The following is a 25069-nucleotide window of genomic DNA, read 5'->3' on the forward strand; positions in this document are numbered from 1 at the left end:
GGAGGCTGATGTAGCTTTGGATAAACCCAACGGTTCAGCAAAACGGTTACAGGGTGTTCCAGGCAGACTGGCTCGGTTACGCTCGGAATTCCCGGCTCTAGGGGTAGATGCACTACTTATTACACATGGACCCAATCGACGATATATGACCGGATTTACAGGCTCCGCCGGAATTGCGCTCGTTACGCAGGAAGAGGCTTTGTTGGTGACGGATTTCCGCTATATGTTGCAGGCAACAGATCAGGCAGCAGAATATTCAGTTATTCGGCATGAGGCACAAATCTTCCAGACCATCGCTGACCTCACAAGTAAATTGGGTGTTCGTAGACTGGGTCTAGAGAGTCGGCATGTCTCACTTCAACAGTCAGGACAGCTTCAAGCCGCACTAGGATCGTTGAAATACGTGCCAACGGAGGATGTAATTGAACGGCTGCGTGACGTGAAGGACGAGGAAGAGATTCACACCATCCGTGAAGCTGCGCGCATTACCGATGCCGCCTTTACGGAAGTGCTGAATTATATTCAGCCTGGAGTTACAGAGCGGCGGATTGCGGCGGAACTGGAATATCAGCTCCGGCTCGCAGGCGCGGAATCAGGCGGTTTTGCGTTCATTGTTGCTTCAGGTGAACGCTCGGCCCTGCCCCACGGACTGGCCAGTGACAAGGAAATTGGTCAGAACGAGTTTGTCACGATGGATTTTGGCGCAAATGTGCGTGGTTATCTGTCTGATATTACGCGTACCGTATTCGTCGGAAATCCATCAGAACGGCACGAGGAACTGTATGCTATTGTGCTGGAAGCGAATATGACGACGATTGCAGGACTTCGCCCTGGCATGAGCGGTCGGGAGGGAGACAGTCTGGGGCGGAATGTGATTGCCTCCTATGGCTATGGAGAACAGTTTGGTCACGGATTGGGCCACGGCTTTGGTTTGGAGATTCATGAACAGGTGCGACTGTCCCGTGAGAGCCAATCTGTGCTTGTACCGGGACATGTCATTACCGTGGAACCGGGCATTTATATTCCAGACTTCGGCGGAGTTCGGATTGAGGACGATGTACTGATCACAGATGACGGTGCCCAGGTACTGACTGCCTCGCCCAAGGAGCTGCTTTTGTTATAAAACACACTGGCGTTATAGATAACTATCCATGGCTTGAAAATAATTCCAATAAACGAGATGGAGGGATCAAATGAACACGCGTAAAAGGAAAACCAAAGTATGGCTTACCACACTGGCAACTTCTCTCATCGTGGCTTTGACACCAGTTCTTCCGGCTCAACAGGCTTATGCCGAGGCAGAATCGGATGTAAAAGTCATCGACATCTTTAGCCGGACGGTGAACGACTATGGTATAGATCTGGTCGATTGGCAAGGGTATCTGGCGAACCCATATGTGAAGCTAAAAGTGAAGCCGCCTGCCAATGCCGCTTTTCCGTTAACCGTTACGTTAAAAGCGCAAGGCACATCCCGACTGATGATGGATTTGCCAAGTACGCTGTCGGCGCAAGGAGCAAGCAAAACGCTGACTTTTGCCAATGCACAGGAGGAAAAGGATTTCCGGCTGGCTATTCATCCTGACCGGATTGGAGGAAACGGTGAAATAGAGAACTATACATTGTCTATGTCCGTTGCCGAAAATAACGGCCACACAACCACTCAGTCTATTCCGATTCGTGTGCTGGATCAGGACGATAATGAAGAACCCACAATCCCCCTCCACTTTGACTACAGATTCGATACGATCAAGCCTTATTTCAATGACGCGGCTACCAAAAAAGCCGCAGAGCTGGCAGTGAAGGACTGGTTCTATTTCTTTGATCTGAAGCCGTTTGATGAGGTTCCTGCCAATGCGGAAGTAAACCATCTGCCGGGAGATGATTGGCAAAATGAAATACAGGTGACGAATAACAAACCCTACAAAGGCATGTGGGTATTTATGAGGGGGCTAAATGGGCCGTATTCTACGGGCTTTCCGGCAGCGAATGGCAATTATCATACACGTAACGGTATGACCGTCCCAGGGAACTTAAACCGTTCCTATAGTCTGATCCTGGATTTCTATGATGATGCCATTCCATTCACATCGGTAGACGATGAAGAATGGTATCAATCCGATCTGTCCAAGGTGACGGATGTGCACGGGCTGATCATGCACGAATTCGGTCATGCAATTGTATTCAGCGACACGTTCCCAGGCGTCAAGGCGCTGAAGGAAGCGGCTGGCAATGACCCGGATATTATGGCCTATCAGCACAGACCGGCTGCATTGGACGACAGCTATCATCTCTCTGGAGAGCTTGCAGAGGTCGATAGATTGAGCGGACAAAATGGAGGCTGGCGCCACCTGTTCCCGACCCGGCGCTGGATGAACACGAAGCTTTCGCTGCTTGTAGCAGAAAAGGCAGGCTGGCCGCTGCGCAAGGACCTGACTCCTTTCCTCGCGCCAGAAATCATAACAAAGCAACTGCCAGCACCCGTCAAAGGAAAGACATACACGGCGAAGCTGGAAGCCAAGGGAGGCGTACCATTTTACGATTGGACGGTGACCGGCGGTCAACTGCCCACAGGCTTTACACTAGACCGCTTTACAGGAACGATTAGCGGAAATGCAGACAGCGGAGCAGCCAACAAGACGTATACATTCACCGTGCAGCTGCGGGATTATGACGAGCTAAGCAAGCCTGTCACGCAAAGCTTTACGATCAAGCTGTAATGAATGCCCCCAAGAGGCGGCTGTCCCGAATGTCCTGACTGAACTTGGATGGGGCTGTATGACTATAAAGCAACTTGCCAAATAGAGCTTTGGGGCAAGCCGCCGGATTGTTTTCCGTTCATTTGGAAACGGTTGAAGGGAGGGAAAACGAATGAAACACGATGCGGGGGATCTGGTCATTGTAGGCGGTGGAATCATCGGTACAGCCATCGCTTATTATGCAGCTAAATCTGGTATGAAGGTCGTGCTGGCTGAACGAGGGGAAATTGCTGGAGGTACTTCTTCCCGATGTGATGGAAATATATTGGCAATCGACAAAGAGCCCGGATTTGACAGTCGGATGTCACTGTTATCACAGAAGCTGGTGGCAGAGATGGCTAAGGAACTGGAAGATGAATTTGAGTATCGTGCGCCTGGAAGTATTCTGGTCTGTGAAAATGACCAGGAGATGCAGGCCGCAGAGCTATGGGTTACCCGCCAGCAGCAGGAAGGGCTTCCGTTTCGCATGCTGGATCAGCAGGATTTGCAAGAGGAATGGCCGTATCTAGCCAAAGATTTGCCGGGCGGACTGGAGTGTAAGACAGATTCTACTGTAAATCCGGTGCAGATGACGTATGCACTGGCCAGGGCCGCGCGTCGGATGGGAGCCAGATTATTACCGCGCATGCCGATACAGTCGATTCTCAAGGACGAAAGGGGAAACGCCTGCGGAGTGGAGACGCCAAACGGTGTGATCCATGCTGATGCAGTAGTGTTGGCCGCAGGTGTATGGACACGCAGCATCGGTCATTCGCTAGGTTTGGACCTTCCGATTATACCGCGCAAAGGACATATACTGGTGTCTGCCCGAATGCCTTCGATCGGAAACCGCAAGGTGATGGAGTTCGGTTATCTGATGAGCAAGTTCGGAGGTCAGCGGAGTGTAGATGAGGTTTATGAAAAATACGGTGTAGCGCTGGTATTTGAGCCCACCGCATCCCAGAACATTTTGATTGGCAGCAGCCGTCAGTTTGTCGGTATGGATACAGGTGTCGATCAGCAGGTGATTCGCTTAATCGCCCGCAGAGCCATTCGCTTTTTTCCTGCCTTAGCCAATGTGCCGCTGATGAGAGCGTATACGGGTTTGCGTCCATGGACCCCTGATCATTTGCCCATCATATCCGCAGTGGATGAAGTACCGGGGCTATTTATCGCTTCAGGCCATGAAGGAGATGGTATTAGCCTGGCGGCGGTTACGGGTAAGCTGGTGACCGAAATGGTACGCGGCGAACCCACTTGTATTCCGGTAGAGCCGCTGCGTTATGACCGATTCGGAGAGGCTTTTACCAGCCACGATATTCACGGGGAGGTAACTGGATGAGTGCAGCGGGCAGAATTACTACGATTGATACTCATACGGGAGGCAATCCGACGCGGACAGTCATCCACGGCGCGCCTAAGCTGGTAGGGCATACCATGCTGGAAAAGATGACTTATATGGCAGCGCACCATGATGATTTTCGCCGTCTGCTGATGTTTGAGCCGCGTGGTCATGAGGTGATGTCAGGCTGCATTTTAACAGAGCCTTGTCATCCAACTGCAGATATGGGTGTGGTCTTTATAGAAACAGGCGGCTATTTGCCGATGTGTGGTCACGATACGATTGGCGTCTGCACGGCACTGGTGGAAGGTGGCCTGATTGCTGCGGATAAAAAATCTATATTGCTGGACACTCCGGCAGGCCCGGTTCAAGTACGGCTGGATATAGATGAGGGCAAGGTGAAACAAGTAACGTTCACCAATATTCCTTCCTTTGTGTACCGCCGTGAGGTGGAGGTTCAGGTAGAGGACATCGGTCGAGTTACTCTTGATATTGCCTATGGAGGCAACTTTTACGGCATTATAGAGGCGGCCTCCATCGGTCTTGTCCTGGATCAGAGCAATGGAGCAAAAATTGTACGAACAGCGGTACAGATTCGGGAGGCAGTGAATGCTGCTGTTGAGGTAGTACATCCTGAAAATCCCATTATTCAAGGATTGACGCATATTGAATTTTACGGAGAACCCGTGGCTTCACAGGCCGATTGTCGCAATGTTGTCGTCATTCCGCCAGGCGGTATCGATCGCTCTCCTTGTGGCACAGGAACCTCGGCCAAGGTAGCGGTGCTGCACGCCAAGGGAAAGCTGGGCTTGCACGAGCCGTTTGTGCATGAAAGCATCACAGGCTCCATGTTTCGGGCTGAAATTGTGGGCGAGACGCAGGTAGGTCCTTATCCGGCCGTGATTCCGCAAATTACAGGCTCGGCTTGGGTGACGGGACATCATCAATTTGTGCTGGACCCTGACGACCCGCTGAGAGAAGGATTTTTGCTGATGTGAGCATTTTGCATCATTTAAATAAGTAAATAAAAATGGGAGAGGGTAGGTGAGCATATGGCACGTTTTGAAGGTGTATATGTGGCCTTGGTTACACCGTTCACGACAGAGCTGGAGGTTGACCATAAGCGTCTGACCGAGCTGTGCGAGCATCTGATTGCAAGCGGTATTAGCGGACTGGTACCTACGGGATCGCTGGGAGAGTATGCTGCTTTGTCTCCAGAGGAACGATCGCAGGTGGTGCATACGGTCATTGACGCTGCGGCGGGACGTGTTCCTGTTGTAGTCGGCTCGGCTGCTCCATCCACTAAACAGGCGGTACATTGGGTGCAGCATGCCAAGGATGCCGGGGCAGCGGGTGTCATGGCGTTGCCGCCCATTAATTATAATCCATTGCCCCATGAGGTAACGACTCACTATGAAGCGTTGTCGGAGGTGGGCCTGCCGATCATTGCGTATAACAACCCCCATGATTACAAGGTTGACCTGACCCCGGATATTCTTGCGGACTTGTCACACATTGAGAATATTGTAGCAGTCAAGGAATTTTCCGGGGATGTACGGCGTATTCACGCTATTTTGGACCAGACAGAGCTGGAGGTCATGGTCGGAGTAGATAATCTGGCGATGGAGGGAGCATTGTTCGGCGCGACAGGCTGGATTTCGGGGGTACCTAATGCGTTACCAAAAGAAGGAGTAGAGTTGTTCCGGCTTGCGCAGGCGGGAAATTTGGCGGAAGCGTCCGCATTGTATCGCAGACTATTGCCGCTGTTCCACTACGATGCCAGTCCGCAATTGGTGCAGTCCATCAAATATATGATGGAGCTGGCTGGATTCCCGGTCGGTCCGACACGGCCGCCCAGACTTGCGTTGCCACAGGCGGAATATGACCGGATTCGTGAAGCTTTTGAGGTGGCAGTTCGCCCGAGCGGGGTTTCATCTTGAATGGGGGTAAAGACGATGGAGAGCCGAAATTGGATTGGCGGTGAGTGGCTGAGCCCTTCCGGCGAGGAGATGGTGGTTCGTAATCCTTCGGCGTTGCAGGAAGAAGTGGGGGTCGTCCATTTCTCCAATGAGCGTGATATTGCCCAGGCCGGGGAAGCAGCACGACTGGCACAGGCAGGATGGGCAGCATTAAGCCCGGCAGCACGGGGAGCTTACTTGTTCAAAGCAGCCGGGTTGTTGGAAACAGCCGCACCTGAATTGGCTGAGCTGGCCAGCAGAGAAATGGGCAAGCCGATTACCGAGATGCGAGGAGAGGTGATGCGAGGTGTTCATCTGCTTCGATATTATGCGGCAGAGGGTGTACGTTCCATCGGTACAGTCATTCCTTCGAATGAGTTGGGAGTACTCCAATACACGAAGCGTATCCCGCTGGGGGTAACGGCTGTCATAACGCCGTGGAATTTTCCGGTAGCGATTCCGCTGTGGAAAATCGCTCCTGCACTCTTGTGTGGCAATACGGTCATTTGGAAGCCTGCCGAACATGCTTCATTAACCGCAGTACGGATCGCTGAGCTATTCGAGGCGGTGCAGCTTCCACCCGGCGTACTGAATCTCGTCATTGGGCAGGGGAGTCGTATAGGCGATGCCCTACTGGAGCATCCAGCATTGGAGGCGGTCAGCTTCACGGGTTCTACCGCTACAGGTTTGGGCATTGCTGAACGGTGTGCACGTCGGAACATCAAATACCAGACTGAGATGGGCGGCAAAAATGCTGCCGTGGTGCTGAAGGACGCGGATGTGTCGCAGGCGGTGGCGATGATTGCCAGCGGTGCCTTTCGATCAGCCGGACAAAAATGCACGGCCACCAGCCGGGTGATTGTAGAACGGTCTGCCTATGAGACGTTCACAGAAGCTTTACGCCAAGTGGTGGAAAAAATCCAGATCGCTCCAGCGCTTGACCCCGGTGCGTATCTCGGACCTGTGGCATCCAAGAGTCAGTACGAGAAGGTCATGTCCTATGTATCGCTAGCTCGCCGGGAAGCTGATATTTTGGCGGAAGGTGGAGCCGCCGCCGGGACAGATAACGGTTATTATGTGCGTCCACTGCTGGCGGCTGGTCTGGATTCGTCCCACACCTTGATTCAGGAGGAGGTTTTTGGCCCAGTCATCAGTGTCATACAGGCCGACGACTTTGAGGATGCGATTCGGCTGTGCAATGATTCTATTTATGGGTTAAGCGCTTCCCTGTTCACCCGCGATTTGCGGCTTGCTCATCGGTTTCTGGATGAAGCGGACGCGGGAATGGTACGGGTTAATCAGGAGACGGCGGGAGTTGAGTATCAGTCTCCGTTCGGTGGTCTGAAGCAGTCAAGCTCACATACCCGGGAACAGGGTCAGGCGGCGCTGGATTTTTATTCAGCGATTAAAACCTGTGCGATCAGCTATGCGTAAACGCGCGACGGGACGAAGTGATACGGATGGGACGGAAGTGCAGGGGGAAAAGACCCAGTATGCAGAAAACCAGTATGCTGAATCTCCGGGTGTGCAATCAAAAACGTTTGGTGCGTCAGGCCATGTGCTTGTGTGTCGATGTGAAGAAGTGAGTATTGTACAGATGGAGCAGGCTTGCCGCATGGGTGTGGATACTGTTCGCCAGCTTAAAATGGCTACGCGGGTGACCATGGGGGCATGCCAGGGCAGGGTATGCCGACAATTAGTGGAATCATGGTTTTACAATCAGGTTCCTGCTGCCCGCCGGGAGGCGGAGTTGTTATCTCAAAGGCCCCCGGTGCGTCCCGTAACGTTCGGTCAGCTGGCAGAAGGAGGTTCCCTATGAGCCGTGCACGTATCGTAAATCATCCGATTTTGGGACCCAAGCCAGAGCGGCGGCAAGTATCTTTCATGTTTGATGGTCGTCCCATGCAGGGATTGGCTGGAGAACCACTAGCGGCAGCGCTCCTCGCCAGCGGTGTCCGTTTGCTGAGAAGGCATGAGGAATCCGGTACGGCCAGGGGCGTATACTGTGCTATTGGGCACTGCAACGAATGCCGTCTGACGGTTCATCCGTTTGGTACGGTTCGTTCCTGTCTGACCAAGCTGGAAGAAGGTATGGTGGTGGAAACCGGACGGCAGCTTTCGAATGAAATCACAGGGAGAATTGTGACATGAATAAAATGGCACATCTCATCGTCATTGGCGCAGGTCCGGCCGGACTGTCTGCAGCGGCATCGGCTGCTGAACAAGGATTGCCAGTCACGGTACTGGATGAGTTTACTGAGCCGGGTGGACGTATGCCCGGGCAATATCATGAGGAAGGCAGTCAAGGCTGGTGGATCGGAAAGCATGTTTCGGATGAGCTGATTACCCGTTGCGCGGAGCTTGGGGTGGACATTCGCTGTGGCGTTTCTGTACATGGCATGGAATATACGACAACGTGGGAAATTTCCACTTCCTGTGGATTGCTCACGGCTGAGTACGTATTGCTGGCAACCGGAGCGGCTGAGATTCCCGTTCCGCTGGATGGTTGGACGTTACCGGGTGTAATGTCCATCGGGGCTGCGCAGGTGCTGACCAATGTTCATTACGTCAAGCCGGGAGAGCGCGGCATTATTGTAGGCATGAACGTATTGTCGATGGCGATTGCCCGCGAGCTGTCCGTCGCCGGGGTAAAGGTGGCGGCGATTACACTGCCGTGCGCGGGTCCGCTGGCTGGTGCAGCGGCAGATCCGACAGCCTCCGCGAAGCTGCTGCTTCAGCTGTCGGGGTTGGCGCCTGCCGCCTGGATGCGCGTCGGCGGCAAGCTGGCAGCGACGATGCGGATGGAGAAGCTCATCGCGCGCTGCTATCCCCACAGAGGCTTCCGTCTGTGGGATATCCCGATCCGTTTGCGGACAGCAGTGCAGTCCGTCAACGGGCAGGACCGGGTCGAATCCGTGACCCTGGTCCACGTTAAACCGGACGGCTCGCCGATTGCTGGCAGCGAGCGCGTCGAACCCGCCGACTTCGTGGCGCTGAGCGGCGGCTTGTATCCGCTCGCCGAGCTGGCGGCGGTAGCTGGGTGCAAATTCGTGTACAGCCCTGAGCTGGGTGGGCATGTTCCACTGCATGGTGAGCGAATGGAAACCTCGCTCAAAGGGCTGTACGTTGCCGGCAATATTACCGGCATCGAAAGCGGGCTGGTCGCCATGGCTCAAGGGCGATTAGCAGCCGCTTCCATGATCCATGCTGCTGGACTTGGCGGAGCAGGCGGGGAACAACGGGTGCAGGAGGCGATCCGTGAGGTTCATTTTGCACGGAAACATGCGCTAATTCAATTTCATCCCGGCATTACAGAAGCGAGAACGCAGCTGTACCAGCAGTGGGGGCTAATCTCTTCTGGGAGCGGCGCGTAACGGCTCGTTAGGTTGGATATGCGTTTTTTACCCCAAATTCGCCTTAAAGGAGGAACGGAAGATGACTCTTAAAGCAAAGGCCCATATGAAAGCAGCACCGTTCGCACTGAACGAGGTGGTATTGGCTGAAGGTCCCTTCAAACAGGCGATGGAGCTGAACCGATCTTATCTGTTGGAGCTTGAGCCTGATCGTCTGCTGGCGCGTTTTCGGGAATATGCCGGGCTTGCGCCCAAAGCGCCTCAATATGAAGGCTGGGAAGCGATGACTATTTCCGGTCATACGCTGGGACATTATTTGTCCGCTTGCTCCATGATGTTTGCTTCGACCAGCGATGAGCGTTTTAAGGAAATTGCACATTACATTACGGATGAACTGGATGTTTGCCAGGCGGCGCATGGGGACGGATATGTATCTGGCATTCCTGGGGGAAAGGAACTTTTTGAAGAGGTATCTGCTGGAAATATTCGTTCGAAGGGCTTTGACCTGAACGGTGCCTGGGCTCCTTTGTATACACTACACAAGTTATTCGCTGGTTTGCGTGATGCGTATCATTTGACAGACTGTGACAAGGCATTAGGTGTAGAGCGCAAACTGGCGGACTGGCTCGAAGGAATTTTGAAGCCGATGAGCGATGAGCAGATGCAGCAGATGATGTTTTGCGAATATGGAGGCATGAATGAGGTATTGGCGGATTTGTATGCGGATACCGGGGAAGAGCGCTACTTGCGGCTGGCTGAGTGCTTCTGGCACAAGCTGGTGCTGGACCCGCTTAGCTCACAGGAGGATTGTTTACAAGGCATTCATGCCAATACACAGATTCCGAAGCTAATCGGGCTTGCCAAGGAATATGAGCTCACGAATGACACGAAGCGTCGGAAGACGGTAGAATTTTTTTGGGAGCGGGTGGTGGATCATCATTCGTATGTCATTGGCGGCAATAGCTTTGGAGAATATTTTGGAGCGCCGGATGGCTTGAATGATCGCATCGGACCGCATACGACGGAGACATGCAACACCTATAACATGCTCAAGCTGACTAATCACCTGTTTCAGTGGAATGTTTCTGCCAAGGAAGCGGACTTTTATGAGCGAGGTTTATTCAATCATATTTTGGCTTCTCAGGACCCGGTTCACGGGGGTGTTACGTATTTTCTGTCGCTGGCCATGGGCGGGCACAAGCATTTTGAAAGTAAATTTGATGATTTTACATGCTGTGTGGGCACAGGGATGGAAAACCATGCGAGCTACGGTAGCGGCATATATTTTCACGATCACGATAAGTTGTATGTCAATCAGTTCATTGCTTCTACGCTGGCATGGAAAGACACAGGTGTTACGCTAAAACAAACTACGTCCTATCCAGACACGGATCATACCACGCTGGAAATTCAATGCGATCAACCTGCACCCTTTATGCTGCTCATCCGCTATCCTTATTGGGCTGAAAAAGGGATCACTATCTGTGTAAACGGCAAGGAACAGTCGGTTGAATCAGAACCGGGCAGCTTTGTCTCTATCGCTAGAACCTGGCTTGATGGTGATGTTGTTGAGGTGACAATTCCGATGTCGCTCAGACTGGAGCAGATGCCAGATAACCCGGATCGGGCGGCTGTTATGTATGGACCGCTGGTGCTGGCAGGTGATCTGGGACCCTTAGAAGATCCTAAAGCTAAAGAGTTCCTCTATACCCCGGTATTCATCCCTCCAACAGAAGAACTGGATCATTGGATACAGCCCGTGGAGGGCAAAACGAATACATTCCGTACCTTAAATACAGGGCATCCCCGAGATGTGGAACTGTCTCCGCTGTATAAAATGCATGACCGTACCTATTCAGTCTATTGGGACATTTTTACGAAGGAAGCATGGCAGGAGGCGGAAAAGGAATACACAGCAGCACGCGAAAAGCTGGCGATTCTGGAGCAGTGCACGATTGACTTTGCCCAACCCGGAGAAATGCAGCCGGAGCGGGATCACAACTTTCAGGGAGATGCTTCGACTCGCACCGGATATGTGAATAACCGACCTTACCGGAATGCGGGAATTGACGGCTGGTTCTCTTTCGATTTGAAGACAGATCCGATTGCTCCAATACTGCTGGTTATCACCTATACGGCTACGCTGGAAATGCCAAACTGTGATTTTGATATTTGGATTAACGGTCATCTGCTTGAGCATTTTAGTGAAGGCTTTGATGAGGCTGACAAGTTTTACAACGTGAATGCCGCTATCCCGGCTGCATATCTGGAGGGTAAGGATATAGCCACAGTGACCTTCAAAGCCAAGCCTGGACAGCGTATCCGCAGATTGTTTGGGCTGAGGATGGTTAACAAGGATGTGTATGAGCAGCTATATCAAGCTGGGAGTCCAGGTGCACATGGATAATTTTTTGAGCTATTTCGTGAGAAAAAAGTAACGTTTGATTTTTAATCAGTAATGATTTAGAATGTAAGAAATATTGGATGATGCTGGAATAATCCATAGGATATGAACTGATATATTCATAGTTTTTGCGCGTGAAGCACACGGGCTGTTTCTTCCTTCTGAGGGGAGAGGCAGCCCTTTTTTGATGAGATTTTGCAGAAATATAAGCTATATAAGGAGGCAATTCTATGATTTAGAGCGGGAGATTTCTCATAGGAAATGATTTTTAGAGTAGTTATATTAGTTATTTTTCTTATAGATTTTGTAATTGGGAAACCCTATAATATATAAGTTGTATCCATTATTTTCCGAAAGTGGGGATGCGATGAGTTTATGAGATTAGAGTTGATATACATAGTTTATAAGTTTAAGCAGACAAAGGGGATCGAGAGATGAGTATGAAAAAATGGGTGTTGAGTTTGACCGCAGTCACGTTGCTATGGGGCGGGGCAAGTACGATTCCAATGACGGAGGCGGCAAGTAGCACCAAACCCATTGAAGTCTTATTAAATGCGAAAAAAATACAATTCCCGGATGCCAAACCTTTTCAGGATGGTAATGATTATGTCATGGTTCCAATCCGGTTTGTATCCGAGGCATTGGGAGCTAAGGTAGGCTGGGAGAAAACAGGCGGCCAATTAGCTGTGTCGATTAATAATGATGCACATGCTGTTAATATGACAGTGGGGCAAAACACCGCTACCGTGGATGGGCAAACGAAAACGTATGAAACGAAGATTATCTTGAAGCAAAACCGTACTTTTGTGCCGCTGCGGTTAGTGAGTGAGGGTTTGGGACAGACGGTAGAATGGGATAAGGTCAGCCGCTGGGTCTGGATTGGGAAGAAGGAAATCGCTGCTTTGGAGGATACGGGGCATCAGGCAGTTAGTATTGAGCCGTATAAAAAAGCGATTAACACTATACCAAACCTCATTAATGATGTTGCAGGTAAGCCATACGATAAAGTAGTGATCTTCAAACCATCTGACTTGCCTATTAAGCTACTGAACGATATTTATTCTGTTGAACCTTACACGGCGCATAGCGGCGTACCATATCTCCAAATAAGGGTAAAAACGAAGTCTACAGCAGGCAGCATTTTTTTCATTACCAAATACAATGATACCCGTCTTCGCGCTCCTTTTAGAGCAATGACAAAAGACAATGGGGATGGTACAAAGATGATCTATTACCCAATTTATTCGTCTGGAGACGAACTCTTTCAAGGCATAAAAAATTATAAATCTTTTAAACTCCAAGACATTGAATGTATTGCATTCGGATTAGCGTCAAGGGAGTATATTCCGATGATGGTCAACCCATGGAAAGGTAATTAAGCGCATGAAGAAGGCGCAACGCATTCTGGCCGTATTGCTGGTGGGGGTACTGCTACTGTTGCAGTTCCCACCTTTTTCTTTCCTCACAAATAAGGCAGTAGCCGATACGGAAATTACACCGTTGTCCTACTTTGCAGACAAGAATGACCGTTACTTTGTCGGCATGATGTACTTCGATATGTGGAAGAATACCGCGGGTAAATGGGTTACAGACGGCGGTAAGGAACCTTATAAGAACATGCAGGGTGAAGCCACATTCACCTATAAATTTAGTTTTCCGGGTCGTAAAATCAAGGCAGTTACAGCAAGCCTGTATACAAAAAAAGACAATGAGAATCACCCAGAATACTTTAGAGAATCCCGTTCTGATAACTACGAACAATATGCCTACTCGATGAGTAAAGGCACAGATTATGATAAGGATGTTCGTCCTTTCCAGAAACAGGGGCTTGGTACGGATACCACGATTATTCCGATTACAGTAAACATAAGGTTGAATCCAGAAGTTCAAGCAGAAAATATAAAAGAAGAGAGCTGTCCTACCTGTGCCAAAGAAGTAGAAGCTTGGCGCATCTACCAGCCCATTCTATTCAAAATCGAACTAGAGAGCGCGCTCATCGTCAAGCATTTTACAACTGACGGAAAGTCACTTAACAACGTATTTACACCAATAGAAGATGAGCTAAAACCTAATCAACCGTATGATTTCACCCCGCCGACCAACCCGAAATATGAGTATGTGGGTTACAAGAAAAGCACGACAGGTAAACCGCCAAGCGGAGATATTTTGCCGGGAATTGTGCCTGGATTTACTTATGACGGTTCTTTTGAGCAGTTTACCGCTTACTTGTATTACAAAGAAGCTCAGGGCTGTCCTAAGCCTGGAGAAAGCCGAGAGGGAGCGCCCTCAGATTGTCAAGATCATGAACAGCCAACGAAAGGTGTTGTCTGCTCCCGTCCCGTTCCAGGGTTGCGCCTGGAAACCGCCGAACTGGACCCAGTAGTATCTGCCGTGATCAAAGCGGACCAGCGTGGTCGGGAACGATTTGACGTATCCAAAGGTATTCCTACCTCTGAAAGCCTGTACGGTCATGTACAAGCCAAGAGATACCTTTTTCAACATAAGTTTGTGAACATGACGGGTCAGTGTACATATACGGTGAACGTAAAACGGGAATATCGGTTGACCTGGCGGCCTAAGAAAAAGTCTCGGCGGAATGAGACTGTGAAGCGAACTTATACTTACCAAATCGTCCGTCCGTACTCCTATTGGAAGATAGACAATTTGGAGGTATATGGCATCAAGGAGGCTACACTCCGAAACTATGCGTTACCCAATGAAGCAATCACCCTGCGTCCGCAATCCTATACTCCCCCTTCTTATATTGCGGCGACCCAGGGTAACTTTTATCCGCCCCCTGCACCAGGCACAGTGGACGGAGGTAGTCGCAGCAAAAATGGCGGCAGCAGCAAGCCCAGTGTGCCTGATGATCGCAGTGTACTGAAATCTAAGGCAGAGGAGGTAGTTAAGGAAATCGAAGTGGAGAACGATACTTTGACCTTTGAAAACAAGATCATTATGAATCCAGAGCGCGTCAAGGTAAATGGCCCTAAACCAGGTGTGATTCCCTCTTCCGGAGCGATTGGGGCCGATGTGCTGTACAGTCCGAATCATGTGATTGATAAGCATAAGATCAATAAGCCCAACACGCCCAGCAGTGGTGACATCATTTACGCTATTCTCAAAGGAAATATCAATGGAGGTGCGGATAAAACGTTGCCGATACAGGGAGTCAATACGGTGACTGTCCACACTCCCATAGTGAATCTGTCTAAAGTATCGGATGATGCTGCTCATAATCAGAAAACCCAACCTACGAAGGGGCGATCGGCACTTATTTTGGAGCGTCCTTTTCGAGTGACGATTTCAACAGCAGGTCCGCATTTGAATATTCCCGGCTATGGTGATCGGGAGTATGCCAAATATGTACGAACCAAGCAGGTGCGCTTTCCGTTCGATGTGTACGACCAAGGAAAGACGCATTTTTATCCGCGAGGTACCTGGATCGACATTCCGGTGCTGCAGTTGGACACAGACTTTTATTTACCCGTATGGGTCGATGAGGGGAATTATACAGTTGAGTTCCGCACCATTGCCGAAAATGCACCGGATGTATTTACCGAACAGCGCCATGCTAACACGGATATCGCCCATCATGTTGCCAATGATGTGGTGAATATTGAAGTCATCGGACGGATGTATGATTTTCATATCACGGATATTGCTGATTACCATTGGGAGCGAGTATTTCGGCAGCAAAAAGGAAGCCCAATGCATAGCGGCCTGTCCTATTGGACAGGGCTTGGCAATATTGACGGGTTGCCCAGAGGGAACACGCAGCCCTTCACATTGCCTGTTCGCCCAGGTAGTCACCCACATGAAGGTTACGCAAATGTGGCGGTCAAGACAGGCTACCATTTCAAGTTTGACCTCAAAACCAAAGGCAATATGTTCGGCGCACAGGATGGAATTCGCATTACCCCTTCATTTTATTGGGTGAGCAAAGATGGGCGACAGCGGGAAGAGGTGGATTTGTATACACATGCAGGTAGCCGAAAATTTATCCGTGTAGGATCGGCAGAGGACCGGGAAAAGCGATATGTTATTTTGAATGAACGGCTACGCAATGTCCCTATGGAGGAAATGCAGGATACAGCAGCCTACCAATATCAACATGGACTGAGTGAAGCAGAGCGAAGTCAGTTAATGCTGGAACATTATGTGGCGCTGTATGTCCAGCGTATTACACGCAGCAAGACCTGGGTTGGACGCTACGACTGGCTAGTACTGCCTGCTGCTGTGCGTACCTTGATCGGTCCAAAGACGGACCTGCCGGAGGGGGTTGATGCCGATCGTGCGAATGCGGCGATTCAGCGCTGGTATGGCGAGTATAGTCTGCCTGCTGATGTGTACGCCGTTACCAAAGGGACGGATTTGCACGAGGTCAGTCACCGTCAGGAGCTAAACGAGCATACAGATATATTCAAGAAGACAGGCTTTATAGTGGTTCACTTTAATTTGGAATCACTCCGTCAGGGGGACACCAAGCATCCACATTTGCAATATATTAATGGCCCGCTTTTGAACCAATGGCAACTGGAGGGATATCGTAGAGAGATAAAGGACCCGTACGGACACACCTTTCATTTACAGGATGGAGATGTCGTGTTTTATCATGCAGACCAGTCCAGCCGGGATGATTTTCGTTCATTTGTCCCTCACTAATTGGGAAATATACAAATTAAAGATAACCTAAACTTATCCTTTGCTTGTATAACCAGTAAAAAACAGTTGAATAAGCAGGAGAAGGGACGGGTTAATGTAAAGCGAGCCAAATAAGCAAGCCTGGATTCTCATCCAGGCTTGCTTACTCTTGCATTGATGTTATTGGGCTGGCACAGGGATTTTCATTTCCAGTTCTTTGATATACGTTTTGTCGCCTTTCTTCACTTCGTTGCCAACCTTGTCATTCACTTGTCCCACAATGCTCCAGTCGGTAGGCTTGACGGTCAAAGTGAACGGCTTAATCGTTACGTATTTCGTATTCGGCTTGAGAGCATCGTACAGCTCATCCACATGATATTTTATCTTAGGCTTGCTGTGGAAATAACCGAATTTGCGCTGCTCTAGAATGTTGCCCTGATCATCTGCAATATCGTAATACATCATCGTTGGCGCATACTCTCCCGTCTGCTCCTGAGAAGCAGGCACTTCACCTGTACTGTCCAGCACTAGACGAGTCGTTGTTGAGGTGGATTTCAGCTCCTTCACGGTATAGCTGAAGTTATTGCTGGTCTTCGTCTCATTCGGTTGGACCACAATCATGGTGTTGTCGATTTTCACCGGAACTTTGAATTCATAGGGCTCGTTGATACCTGTCATCGAAGTTTTAACCGTCAACACAAACTCGTCCGGCAAAGAGCCCAACTGCATGAATTCCCCCACGACGGAATTCTTTTTATGCGGATCATCACCGTATATGAATTGTTGAGAGTCAACCTTTTTTCCATTAATCTGTACTTCTGGATGCTTAAAGTAGCCCTTAGGCTGATCCTTCTCGGGCACTTGATGGGCTTTTAACCATTCATCATTACCACTACTTTCAGCATCCATAGGTACATAAGGACTTATAGAGCCTTCCGGCATATTCTCGCCTTGACGCTCAATGGAAAAGGACAGGCGTGTACCGTCATACAGAACATCGCTTAATGTCAGCGTAATTCCGTCATGCGTCACACTTTCATTAGGATGACTGAGAATGCCCTTATCTACAGCAGTCTGAATTTCATCCGAGCTCAATCCATAAAAAATACTGCCAATTCCGGGAATTTGCTTGAGTGTGGCCGCCATCGTGGGTGATACAAACCCGGCGCCTACCACTCCTGCCCCTAATATGCCAACTACGGATGCCGCCAGGACAGCCCGTTTTGCAAACTTTGGGTTCGTCGTCTTTCTTTGTATGGCTCTATTTTCAATCTCCTTCATAATTTGATCACTCATACTGCCTCTGGGCATGACAGATTCATGGATCCAATTTTCCAACGGGTCCATTTCACGCTCATAAGGTGGTGTTAGATGTTTGTCCATTAACAAGTCCTCCTTTGCTTCTGTGGTCCAGCAGCTTGCGCCGAAGCCGCTCATATTTTTTGCGGATGGTTGCCGACTTTAAGCCCATGATGCTGCTAATTTCCTCAAAGCTGTATTGCTCGACAGCCTTCAGTAGCAGAATATGACGTTCTTCTGGGGTAAGATAAGTCAGCAGCTCTTCAATCACACTTATATAAGGTGATACTTGGGCGATGGACTCTTGTTCCTTGACCTGCTGAACCAGTTTGAGCCAGCGGCTGTGTTTCCTTTTGATATTCATTAAGTGATGATAGGCTATCTTGTATAGCCATGCCGAGAAGCTGGTCTGTCTGCTGTATTGATGAAGATGCTCATAAGCTCTGATAAAAATGTCCTGAACCGCGTCCTCTGTGGCTTCATGATTCTTCAAAATATAAAAGCAGTAGGTGTACATCTGACGCTCGAATTGCCGAATAATGATTTCATAAGCCTGCTGTTCACCAGCCTTGATACGTTCTATGGCCAGCTCAATCTGGCTGTATTTGTCCTGTGTATCCCCGGGGATGGTTGCCTGCAAGAGCTCACCTCCTTGTATTTATGTCTATATAACAATCGCAACGGGTCATTTTGTGACATCATTTTTGTGGAACCTTGATAGGTATGTATGTTTGATCACAGCTCGTTCATTTTATCATTTTATGATATTCGGATATTCTCACTTCAACTAACATGGTCGACTCACAAAATGGAACGTTTTAAACGGGCTAATGGGGTCATTTCAATAGAAACGGATAACAACACGGATTTGTGTAGAGAAATACTCGGATATTTAAACGCGTTTGGGGGAACAGCAAAACTATAATAATAAGGAAATTTAAATTATGTAAGCGCAATCATTTTCTGTATTTGCTTGTCATCACAATACAATTGAGGAGGACGAATTGGATGGCTCAAAGGAAAGGCGCATGGCAAAAGGGAACCTTGACCGCCGCGTTGGCAGCAATGCTGGCGATGACGGGCACGACTGGAGGAGTGGCTGCGGAAGACTTATCCGAACCCACGCTGCAGGCAGAATCAGCAATCGCAGTAGAACAAAACCGTAGTGGCAGCATTCAGCTGGAAAAGCTGGATCGCGGTCTGGTAGCTGCGGCGACGCAAGAGGGTGTATTTTTAAGCTGGCGGTTATTGGCCCAGGAAGTGAATGGCTACAGTTCAACAGGGCTGACAGGAGTAGACTTTAACGTATACCGTGATGGCAAGAAAATCGCGACGGTGACGGACAGCACCAATTATCTGGATAAGGAAGGAACCGGAAATGCGGTGTACAGGGTCGCTTCAGTCGTTAAAGGGAAAGAAAAGGATCGCAGTGCCAAAGTGAAGCCATGGCAGCAGGGTTATTATGAGCTTCCTCTGCAAAAGCCTGCTGATAGCGTAACACCCGCAGGTGAATCCTATACTTATTCGGCCAACGATATGAGTGTGGGGGATGTGGACGGAGACGGACAATATGAATTTTTTGTAAAATGGGACCCATCCAACTCCAAAGATGTATCTCAGAAGGGTTATACCGGAAATACGTATGTCGATGCGTATACGTTCGAGGGCAAGCTGCTGTATCGGATTGATCTCGGTGTGAATATTCGCTCAGGTGCCCATTATACACAAATGATGGTGTATGACTTTGACGGCGATGGCAAAGCCGAGCTGTTGTTCAAGACGGCTCCGGGGACCAAAACGATTACTTTTGACAAGAAGGGCAAGCCTAAAAAAGAAAAATATATTACCCTGCCCCGTGAGGATCGCAAAGCTGGAATTACACATAAGGACGATTATCGTTTGAGTCGTACGGATTATTATGAGCATGTAGTGAATATGTTCATGAACTGGACGAAGCATGAAGAAGTGGTGAAGGGGCAGTGGCCTGCTACGCTGGAGGAATGCTTTGGTATTGCTCCAAAGTATAACTACCCGTTATCCCGCAAGGATGCGGAAAGCCTGACCGATTACTTTATGGATGTGTATGCTCCTGCGCGGAGTGACAAAAACAAGCTGAGAGAATTTGAAGGCTTCATTGTGGATGGACCAGAGTATTTGACCATTTTCAAAGGAAAAACAGGTACCGAGCTGGAGACGATTCGCTATGAGCCAGAGCGCCATGATGATGGACTTATGTGGGGAGACTACGCTATGGCCCGGATTGAACCTGCTAACCGTGTGGATCGTTTTCTGGCAGGAGTAGCATATCTGGATGGACGCAAACCATACGCCGTATTTGCACGCGGCTATTATACGCGTTCCACCTTGGTCACTTATACGTGGGATGGTCGCCATCTCCAAAAACATTGGATGGTGGACAGTGGCTGGGCACCGATGACCAATCCGTTTAATGATAGTCCGCACGGACGGGATGGAACGGACCCGAAATTCGGCACCTTGACTACACAAGGAGCGCATTCGCTGAGTGCCGCAGACGTGGATGGAGACGGCAAAGACGAAATTGTATATGGCTCCGCCACGATCGACCATGATGGCAGCCTGTTGTACAGTTCATTTGATGTTATGCCTCCTGAAAGCGCAATTCCGGGCCAAACCGCCAGATTGGGACACGGTGACGCGCTGCATGTGACCGATATTGACCCTGATCGGCCAGGAAAAGAAATCTTTATGGTGCATGAAGGCGGCACCTATGCCCCTTATGGTTATTCGCTGCGGGATGCCAAAACGGGTGAAGTCATCTACGGTGGGTATTCCGGTAAGGATACAGGTCGGGGGATGGTCGGTGACATAGACCCGGATCAGCGAGGACTGGAGACTTGGGCCATAGGCTTGTGGACCGCTGCGGGCAAACAATTGGATACCAAGATGCCGGGTACCAATATGAGTATCAAATGGGCGGCTGATATGACCACACAAATCGTGAACGGGGCGATCGATGTAACCCCAACCATTGAAGATTGGAAACGAGGCACATTACTCACCGCATCAGGTACCAAAACGAACAATTATACCAAGGGAACGCCATCGTTGGTAGCTGACATTTTCGGAGATTGGCGCGAGGAAATGCTTGTCCGTACAGCGGATAGCTCTGCGATTCGTATCTATTTGAGCACCGAGCCTACAACGCATAAATTGTACACGTTGATGCATGACCCGCAGTATCGTGCGGATGTGGCGCGTCAAAATACCGGCTATAACCAGCCGTCCTACACGAGCTTTTACTTTGCATCCGATATGAATTGGGCGAACGTGCCGATTCCCAAGCTCTATACACCAAGAGCCTTGATGAATGAAGAGAGCAGTGACGAAGCGGATGAGGTAGATGCAACGGAGGTAGATGAAAAAGAAGTCGATGAAATGAAAGTTGAAGAAACGAGCATCGATGAAACGAAAGTTGATGGAGCGGAGGCAGAAGCGAAGAAAATAGAGGAAGAGCCAGCAGCCCCAGTAGTTCCTGTAGTTCCAGCAGAGGATCTATAAACGATTAGCCGGAGACTAAAACTGTAGCACCCCATCCATTAGTTAATAGACTTAGTAAAATGGCAAGCCTCTAAATCATCAGAGGCTTGCCATTTTGTATTCTTAAAGTTTAAGAGTTTAGACGATTCTATCCATGGTTGGTGTTTCTGGTTTTAGAACATCTCTAAAATAGCAAATTTGCTGAAAGTAGCGGAGAGAACGGAACGATTGCGAAAAAGCGTCAGCGGTCGCCTTTGTATCCGGATTTTTACCACAAAGCTATTCAATAAAATCCGGATACAACAGCGATTGGAGCAACGTTCCGTTCGCGGAGCGTCGCCAGACCCCCTCTTTTACTTTTCTATTTGTAAAGGAGTCGATTCTCTAAATATCGGCTCAGTTCTGATATGCGTAATCTGATAAGGCCTGGAAGGATCTTTGACTCGCGCCAATAGCATCTCAGCCGCCGTAATCCCCATCTCGTTGTTGTAGATATGCACGGTGGATAAATGAGGCTCTACAATCCGGGATTCAGGAGCGTTATCAAACCCAAACACAGCAATATCTTCGGGAATTTTCAAGTTTTTGTTTTTGAGCGCTTTCATGACACTGACGGCGATAAAATCATTGGCGCACACGAACGCAGATGGAAGCACGCTCATGCCCTCTAATTGTTTATCCATCCAATCCGATTCGGAGAAAAAATTTCGGTCCTGATCAACGATGCAGCAAGATAAATCCACACTTTGGCCTGCTTCGATTAAAGCACGGTTATATCCAACCCACCGCTCGTTGAAGCTTTTGCAATGTTTATAATCCCCAACAAAACCGATCCGCGTAAATCCACGATCAATCAGGCTTTTGGTAACAGAATAAACGCTATGTTCGTTTTCCATCAACAATAAATCCGCTTTCAAATCAGGACAAAAAATGTCCACCGAGCAATCAATAAAGATTGTAGGCAGTCCCAAACTCGTAACGAGCTCACTATACTGTGGATCGAACATTTCAATACAAATGATTCCGTCAACCTTAGAGGCTTCAAAATTATTAGGCAGTGTTCCCGCTTGGATTTCGTTTTCCCGCACAATATGAATCGACAAATTATAACCTTCTGCACTTATTCTTTTTTCCAGCCCACTGATTAGAAAGGAGCCAAAATGCGAGCTGTTCGGCAGATTGCATGTGAACAGAGCAATGTTACCTTGGTTCTTAGGGATGATGCTGTCTGTTTCCACATAGGCAAATTGCTTATATTTGAGCTCGATCGCTTTTTTTATGACCTTGTTCCGAGTATCAACCGGGATGCTCTCACTACCGTTAATGGCTTTGGATGCGGTGTTTCGGGAGATTCCCAAAGCGTCAGCAATGTCTTGAATGGTGACTTTTTCTTTCTTCATAGACAGGTTCCACCTTCACTTAATAAATGGATTGCCTGAGAGGTACAGTTGCCTCTGCCAGCTTTCCGTTCAAACCTAAAATGTATCCTAAATGTATAATAGTTCGCATAAAATAGCAATGTTGAGATTACAAATGTATAAAATATTTTTACATTTGTAAAGTTTATTTAATAGCCTGTATTTATCTTTATCAGATCGAAAAATGAACTGAAATTCAAATTTGTATAAGCTGGATAAAAAAAATGCTCATTGAAACAGAGAGGGTACATTAGGGTCGAATAAGTGAAGCGATCATTGTTAATGGGGAACTTTCAGATTTGGATCATAGGGGATGATTATTTTTGTTTTTGTTACAAAAGCTCAGAATGACAATAATATTTTGGTCAAATGTAAATAAAATATTTTACAAAAGTTATTGACGAATGATAATTTGATTTGGTAAATTGAAGATGAAAAATGTAAGCCTTTTCAGTTGTCTTGTACAGACGGTTATTACAGATGGGGGGAACGCAAATGGCAAACTTGGCTAAGGCAGCTCAGAGACATGCCGCACTGGGGGAGCAAAGGTCCATTCGCAGCAAGCTAGACTATATTCGCAAAAACTATTTTCTTTACGTACTGCTGGCGCCTGCACTGATTCTTACGATTCTTTTTAAGTATGTTCCGATGTATGGGGCCATTATTGCATTCAAGGATTTTAGCCCGCTTAAAGGGATATGGGGAAGTGACTGGGTTGGACTAAAGTACTTCACTAAATTTTTAGAATCACCCAATTTTACAGATATCTTCTTTAATACGCTGAAACTGAGCTTCTATGGACTTGTACTCGGGTTTCCTGTACCAATCCTGTTAGCGGTCATGCTGAATCAAATCCGCAAGGCGGGATTGAAAAAGAATATCCAGCTTGTGTTGTACGCCCCTAATTTTATTTCAGTTGTTGTCATTGTGGGTATGTTGTTTATTTTCTTGTCTCCGACCGGACCTTTGAATCAAATCATTGCATCGGTGACCGGCAACCCTGTGATCTTTATGACAGAGCCTGAATATTTTCGCTGGATTTATATCCTGTCTGGAATTTGGCAGGGGGCGGGGTGGTCTTCAATCATTTATGTAGCTGCGCTCGCTAATGTTGATCCTGAGCTGCATAATGCAGCAAGTCTGGACGGAGCCAACCTGCTTCAGCGCATATGGCATATTGATTTGCCGACGATTAAACCGATTATGGCGATTGTTTTTATCTTGGCAGCAGGAGGAATTATGTCGATTGGGTTTGAGAAAGCGTATCTTATGCAGACATCCATGAATTTGCCTACTTCTGAAATTATTCCTACCTATGTGTATAAAGTCGGCTTGCAATCCGGCAATTATGCTTATTCTGCGGCGGTCGGGCTGTTTAATTCGGTGATTAATGTGGTTTTGCTGCTGACCGTTAACTTTATCGTCAAGAAGCTCAATGAGGGAGAAGGGCTTTATTAGGAAAGGAGCCTCTTTATGCATGTCAAACATTCCAATCTGGACCGCTTCATCCTAGGTGTGAATTACATTGTGCTCACTTTAGCTGTTTTGATTATTGTAGTTCCCTTGGGTTATATCGTGATTGCTTCGTTTATGGACCCGACCGTTTTGTTAAGCAAAGGGCTATCCTTCCGTATTTCGGATTGGAGTGTGGAGGGATATCGGAAAATTTTGTCCAACCCGGCGATGCTCCGTGGGTTTGCCAATTCGGTGTTCTATTCTTCATGCTTTGCCTTGATCTCTGTGACGGTTTCGATTTGCGCTGGCTATGCCTTATCGGTGAACAGCTTGGTAGGGCGGAATTTCTTTATGACATTGTTTATCATCACCATGTTTTTCAGTGGAGGTCTGATTCCAACCTATTTGTTGGTCAAAAATTTAGGGATGCTGGATACCGTATGGGCTATTCTTCTTCCCGGTGCAATCAATGTGTGGGATCTGATTCTGGCACGAACGTTCTTTAAAGGTGTACCTAATGAATTAAAAGAGGCCGCCAACGTGGACGGAGCCTCAGACTGGACGATATTTTTTAGAATTGTCCTGCCGCTATCCAAACCCATTATCTTTGTCATTGCGCTATATGCCTTTGTCGGTCAGTGGAATTCTTATTTTGATGCCATGATTTATCTGGATAATGCACAGCTGCATCCGCTTCAATTGGTGCTGAGATCCATCTTGATCCAAAATCAGACGATGCCTGGCATGATTAGTGATCAATTAGCAATGGCGGAACTGAAGCGTCTTTCGGAAATGATTAAATATTCATCGATTGTCATCTCCAGTCTTCCACTACTTGTGATGTATCCTTTTTTCCAAAAGTATTTTGAAAAGGGCGTTATGGTCGGCTCCTTAAAATAAAAGATGCCGCACACTTCATTTGCTACACGTGTATTTTACCTT

The 25069-nt window shown here is 48.5% G+C and carries 18 protein-coding genes; 15 read left to right on the plus strand and 3 right to left on the minus strand.

Annotated features, from left to right (window positions below):
* The first annotated feature begins 16 nt into the window (after nucleotides 1–16).
* From C400_RS0106075 to C400_RS0106130, 12 genes are all read left to right on the plus strand, one after another.
* A complete protein-coding gene (locus C400_RS0106075) occupies nucleotides 17–1123 on the plus strand; it encodes a M24 family metallopeptidase (RefSeq protein ID WP_017426329.1) in 1107 nt (368 codons plus the stop codon).
* Between the two features lie 70 nt (nucleotides 1124–1193).
* Entirely contained in the window at nucleotides 1194–2717 is a 1524-nt protein-coding gene (locus C400_RS0106080; RefSeq protein WP_017426330.1) for an Ig domain-containing protein, read from the plus strand.
* 151 nt (nucleotides 2718–2868) lie between these two features.
* The gene (locus C400_RS0106085; RefSeq protein ID WP_017426331.1) at nucleotides 2869–4077 is read left to right on the plus strand and encodes an NAD(P)/FAD-dependent oxidoreductase; all 1209 of its coding nucleotides are present in this window, start codon (nucleotides 2869–2871) and stop codon (nucleotides 4075–4077) included.
* Nucleotides 4074–5075, plus strand: a complete 1002-nt coding sequence (locus tag C400_RS0106090) for a proline racemase family protein (RefSeq protein WP_017426332.1) — start codon at nucleotides 4074–4076, stop codon at nucleotides 5073–5075. Before C400_RS0106085 ends, C400_RS0106090 begins: the two co-directional genes overlap by 4 nt.
* A gap of 54 nt (nucleotides 5076–5129) precedes the next feature.
* Entirely contained in the window at nucleotides 5130–6017 is an 888-nt protein-coding gene (locus C400_RS0106095) for a dihydrodipicolinate synthase family protein (RefSeq protein ID WP_017426333.1), read from the plus strand.
* Nucleotides 6018–6032: 15 nt separating this feature from the next.
* Nucleotides 6033–7469 carry an aldehyde dehydrogenase family protein gene (locus C400_RS0106100; RefSeq protein WP_017426334.1) on the plus strand — a complete coding sequence of 479 codons (1437 nt, stop codon included), beginning with the start codon at nucleotides 6033–6035 and terminating at the stop codon, nucleotides 7467–7469.
* Nucleotides 7462–7854, plus strand: coding sequence for a (2Fe-2S)-binding protein (locus C400_RS0106105; RefSeq protein ID WP_017426335.1), 393 nt, complete (start codon nucleotides 7462–7464; stop codon nucleotides 7852–7854). Before C400_RS0106100 ends, C400_RS0106105 begins: the two co-directional genes overlap by 8 nt.
* Nucleotides 7851–8186: a (2Fe-2S)-binding protein gene (locus C400_RS0106110; RefSeq protein WP_017426336.1), complete on the plus strand. Its 336-nt coding sequence runs from the start codon at nucleotides 7851–7853 to the stop codon at nucleotides 8184–8186. The genes C400_RS0106105 and C400_RS0106110 overlap by 4 nt, the downstream gene beginning before the upstream one ends.
* Entirely contained in the window at nucleotides 8183–9409 is a 1227-nt protein-coding gene (locus tag C400_RS0106115; RefSeq protein WP_017426337.1) for an NAD(P)/FAD-dependent oxidoreductase, read from the plus strand. Before C400_RS0106110 ends, C400_RS0106115 begins: the two co-directional genes overlap by 4 nt.
* A 61-nt stretch (nucleotides 9410–9470) precedes the next feature.
* Nucleotides 9471–11795 carry a glycoside hydrolase family 127 protein gene (locus C400_RS0106120; RefSeq protein ID WP_017426338.1) on the plus strand — a complete coding sequence of 775 codons (2325 nt, stop codon included), beginning with the start codon at nucleotides 9471–9473 and terminating at the stop codon, nucleotides 11793–11795.
* 431 nt (nucleotides 11796–12226) lie between these two features.
* Nucleotides 12227–13171, plus strand: coding sequence for a stalk domain-containing protein (locus C400_RS0106125; protein WP_017426339.1), 945 nt, complete (start codon nucleotides 12227–12229; stop codon nucleotides 13169–13171).
* A 4-nt stretch (nucleotides 13172–13175) separates the two neighbouring features.
* A complete protein-coding gene (locus tag C400_RS0106130) occupies nucleotides 13176–16457 on the plus strand; it encodes a DUF5704 domain-containing protein (protein ID WP_017426340.1) in 3282 nt (1093 codons plus the stop codon).
* Between the two features lie 159 nt (nucleotides 16458–16616).
* Here the strand turns inward: C400_RS0106130 and C400_RS0106135 are convergent, their stop codons facing one another.
* Together C400_RS0106135 and C400_RS0106140 are read right to left on the minus strand one after the other, a co-directional pair.
* Nucleotides 16617–17819, minus strand: a complete 1203-nt coding sequence (locus C400_RS0106135) for a DUF4179 domain-containing protein (protein ID WP_017426341.1) — start codon at nucleotides 17817–17819, stop codon at nucleotides 16617–16619.
* Nucleotides 17791–18375, minus strand: a complete 585-nt coding sequence (locus tag C400_RS0106140; protein WP_017426342.1) for an RNA polymerase sigma factor — start codon at nucleotides 18373–18375, stop codon at nucleotides 17791–17793. The genes C400_RS0106135 and C400_RS0106140 overlap by 29 nt, the downstream gene beginning before the upstream one ends.
* Nucleotides 18376–18743: 368 nt before the next feature.
* Between C400_RS0106140 and C400_RS0106145 the strand changes: the two genes are divergently transcribed.
* Nucleotides 18744–21275 (plus strand): rhamnogalacturonan lyase, encoded by a 2532-nt coding sequence (locus tag C400_RS0106145; protein ID WP_017426343.1) that lies wholly within the window; start codon nucleotides 18744–18746, stop codon nucleotides 21273–21275.
* Nucleotides 21276–21607: 332 nt separating this feature from the next.
* Here the strand turns inward: C400_RS0106145 and C400_RS0106150 are convergent, their stop codons facing one another.
* On the minus strand, nucleotides 21608–22654 hold the full coding sequence (locus tag C400_RS0106150; protein WP_017426344.1) for a substrate-binding domain-containing protein: 1047 nt from the start codon (nucleotides 22652–22654) through the stop codon (nucleotides 21608–21610).
* A 513-nt stretch (nucleotides 22655–23167) separates the two neighbouring features.
* On the opposite strand from C400_RS0106150, the gene C400_RS0106155 reads away from it, so the two are divergent.
* Both C400_RS0106155 and C400_RS0106160 read left to right on the plus strand, forming a co-directional pair.
* On the plus strand, nucleotides 23168–24130 hold the full coding sequence (locus C400_RS0106155; protein WP_016821412.1) for an ABC transporter permease: 963 nt from the start codon (nucleotides 23168–23170) through the stop codon (nucleotides 24128–24130).
* Between the two features lie 15 nt (nucleotides 24131–24145).
* Entirely contained in the window at nucleotides 24146–25027 is an 882-nt protein-coding gene (locus C400_RS0106160) for a carbohydrate ABC transporter permease (protein WP_013369666.1), read from the plus strand.
* Nucleotides 25028–25069 lie beyond the last annotated feature (42 nt).

The organism is Paenibacillus sp. ICGEB2008 (assembly GCF_000307675.1).
Lineage (GTDB): Bacteria > Bacillota > Bacilli > Paenibacillales > Paenibacillaceae > Paenibacillus > Paenibacillus polymyxa.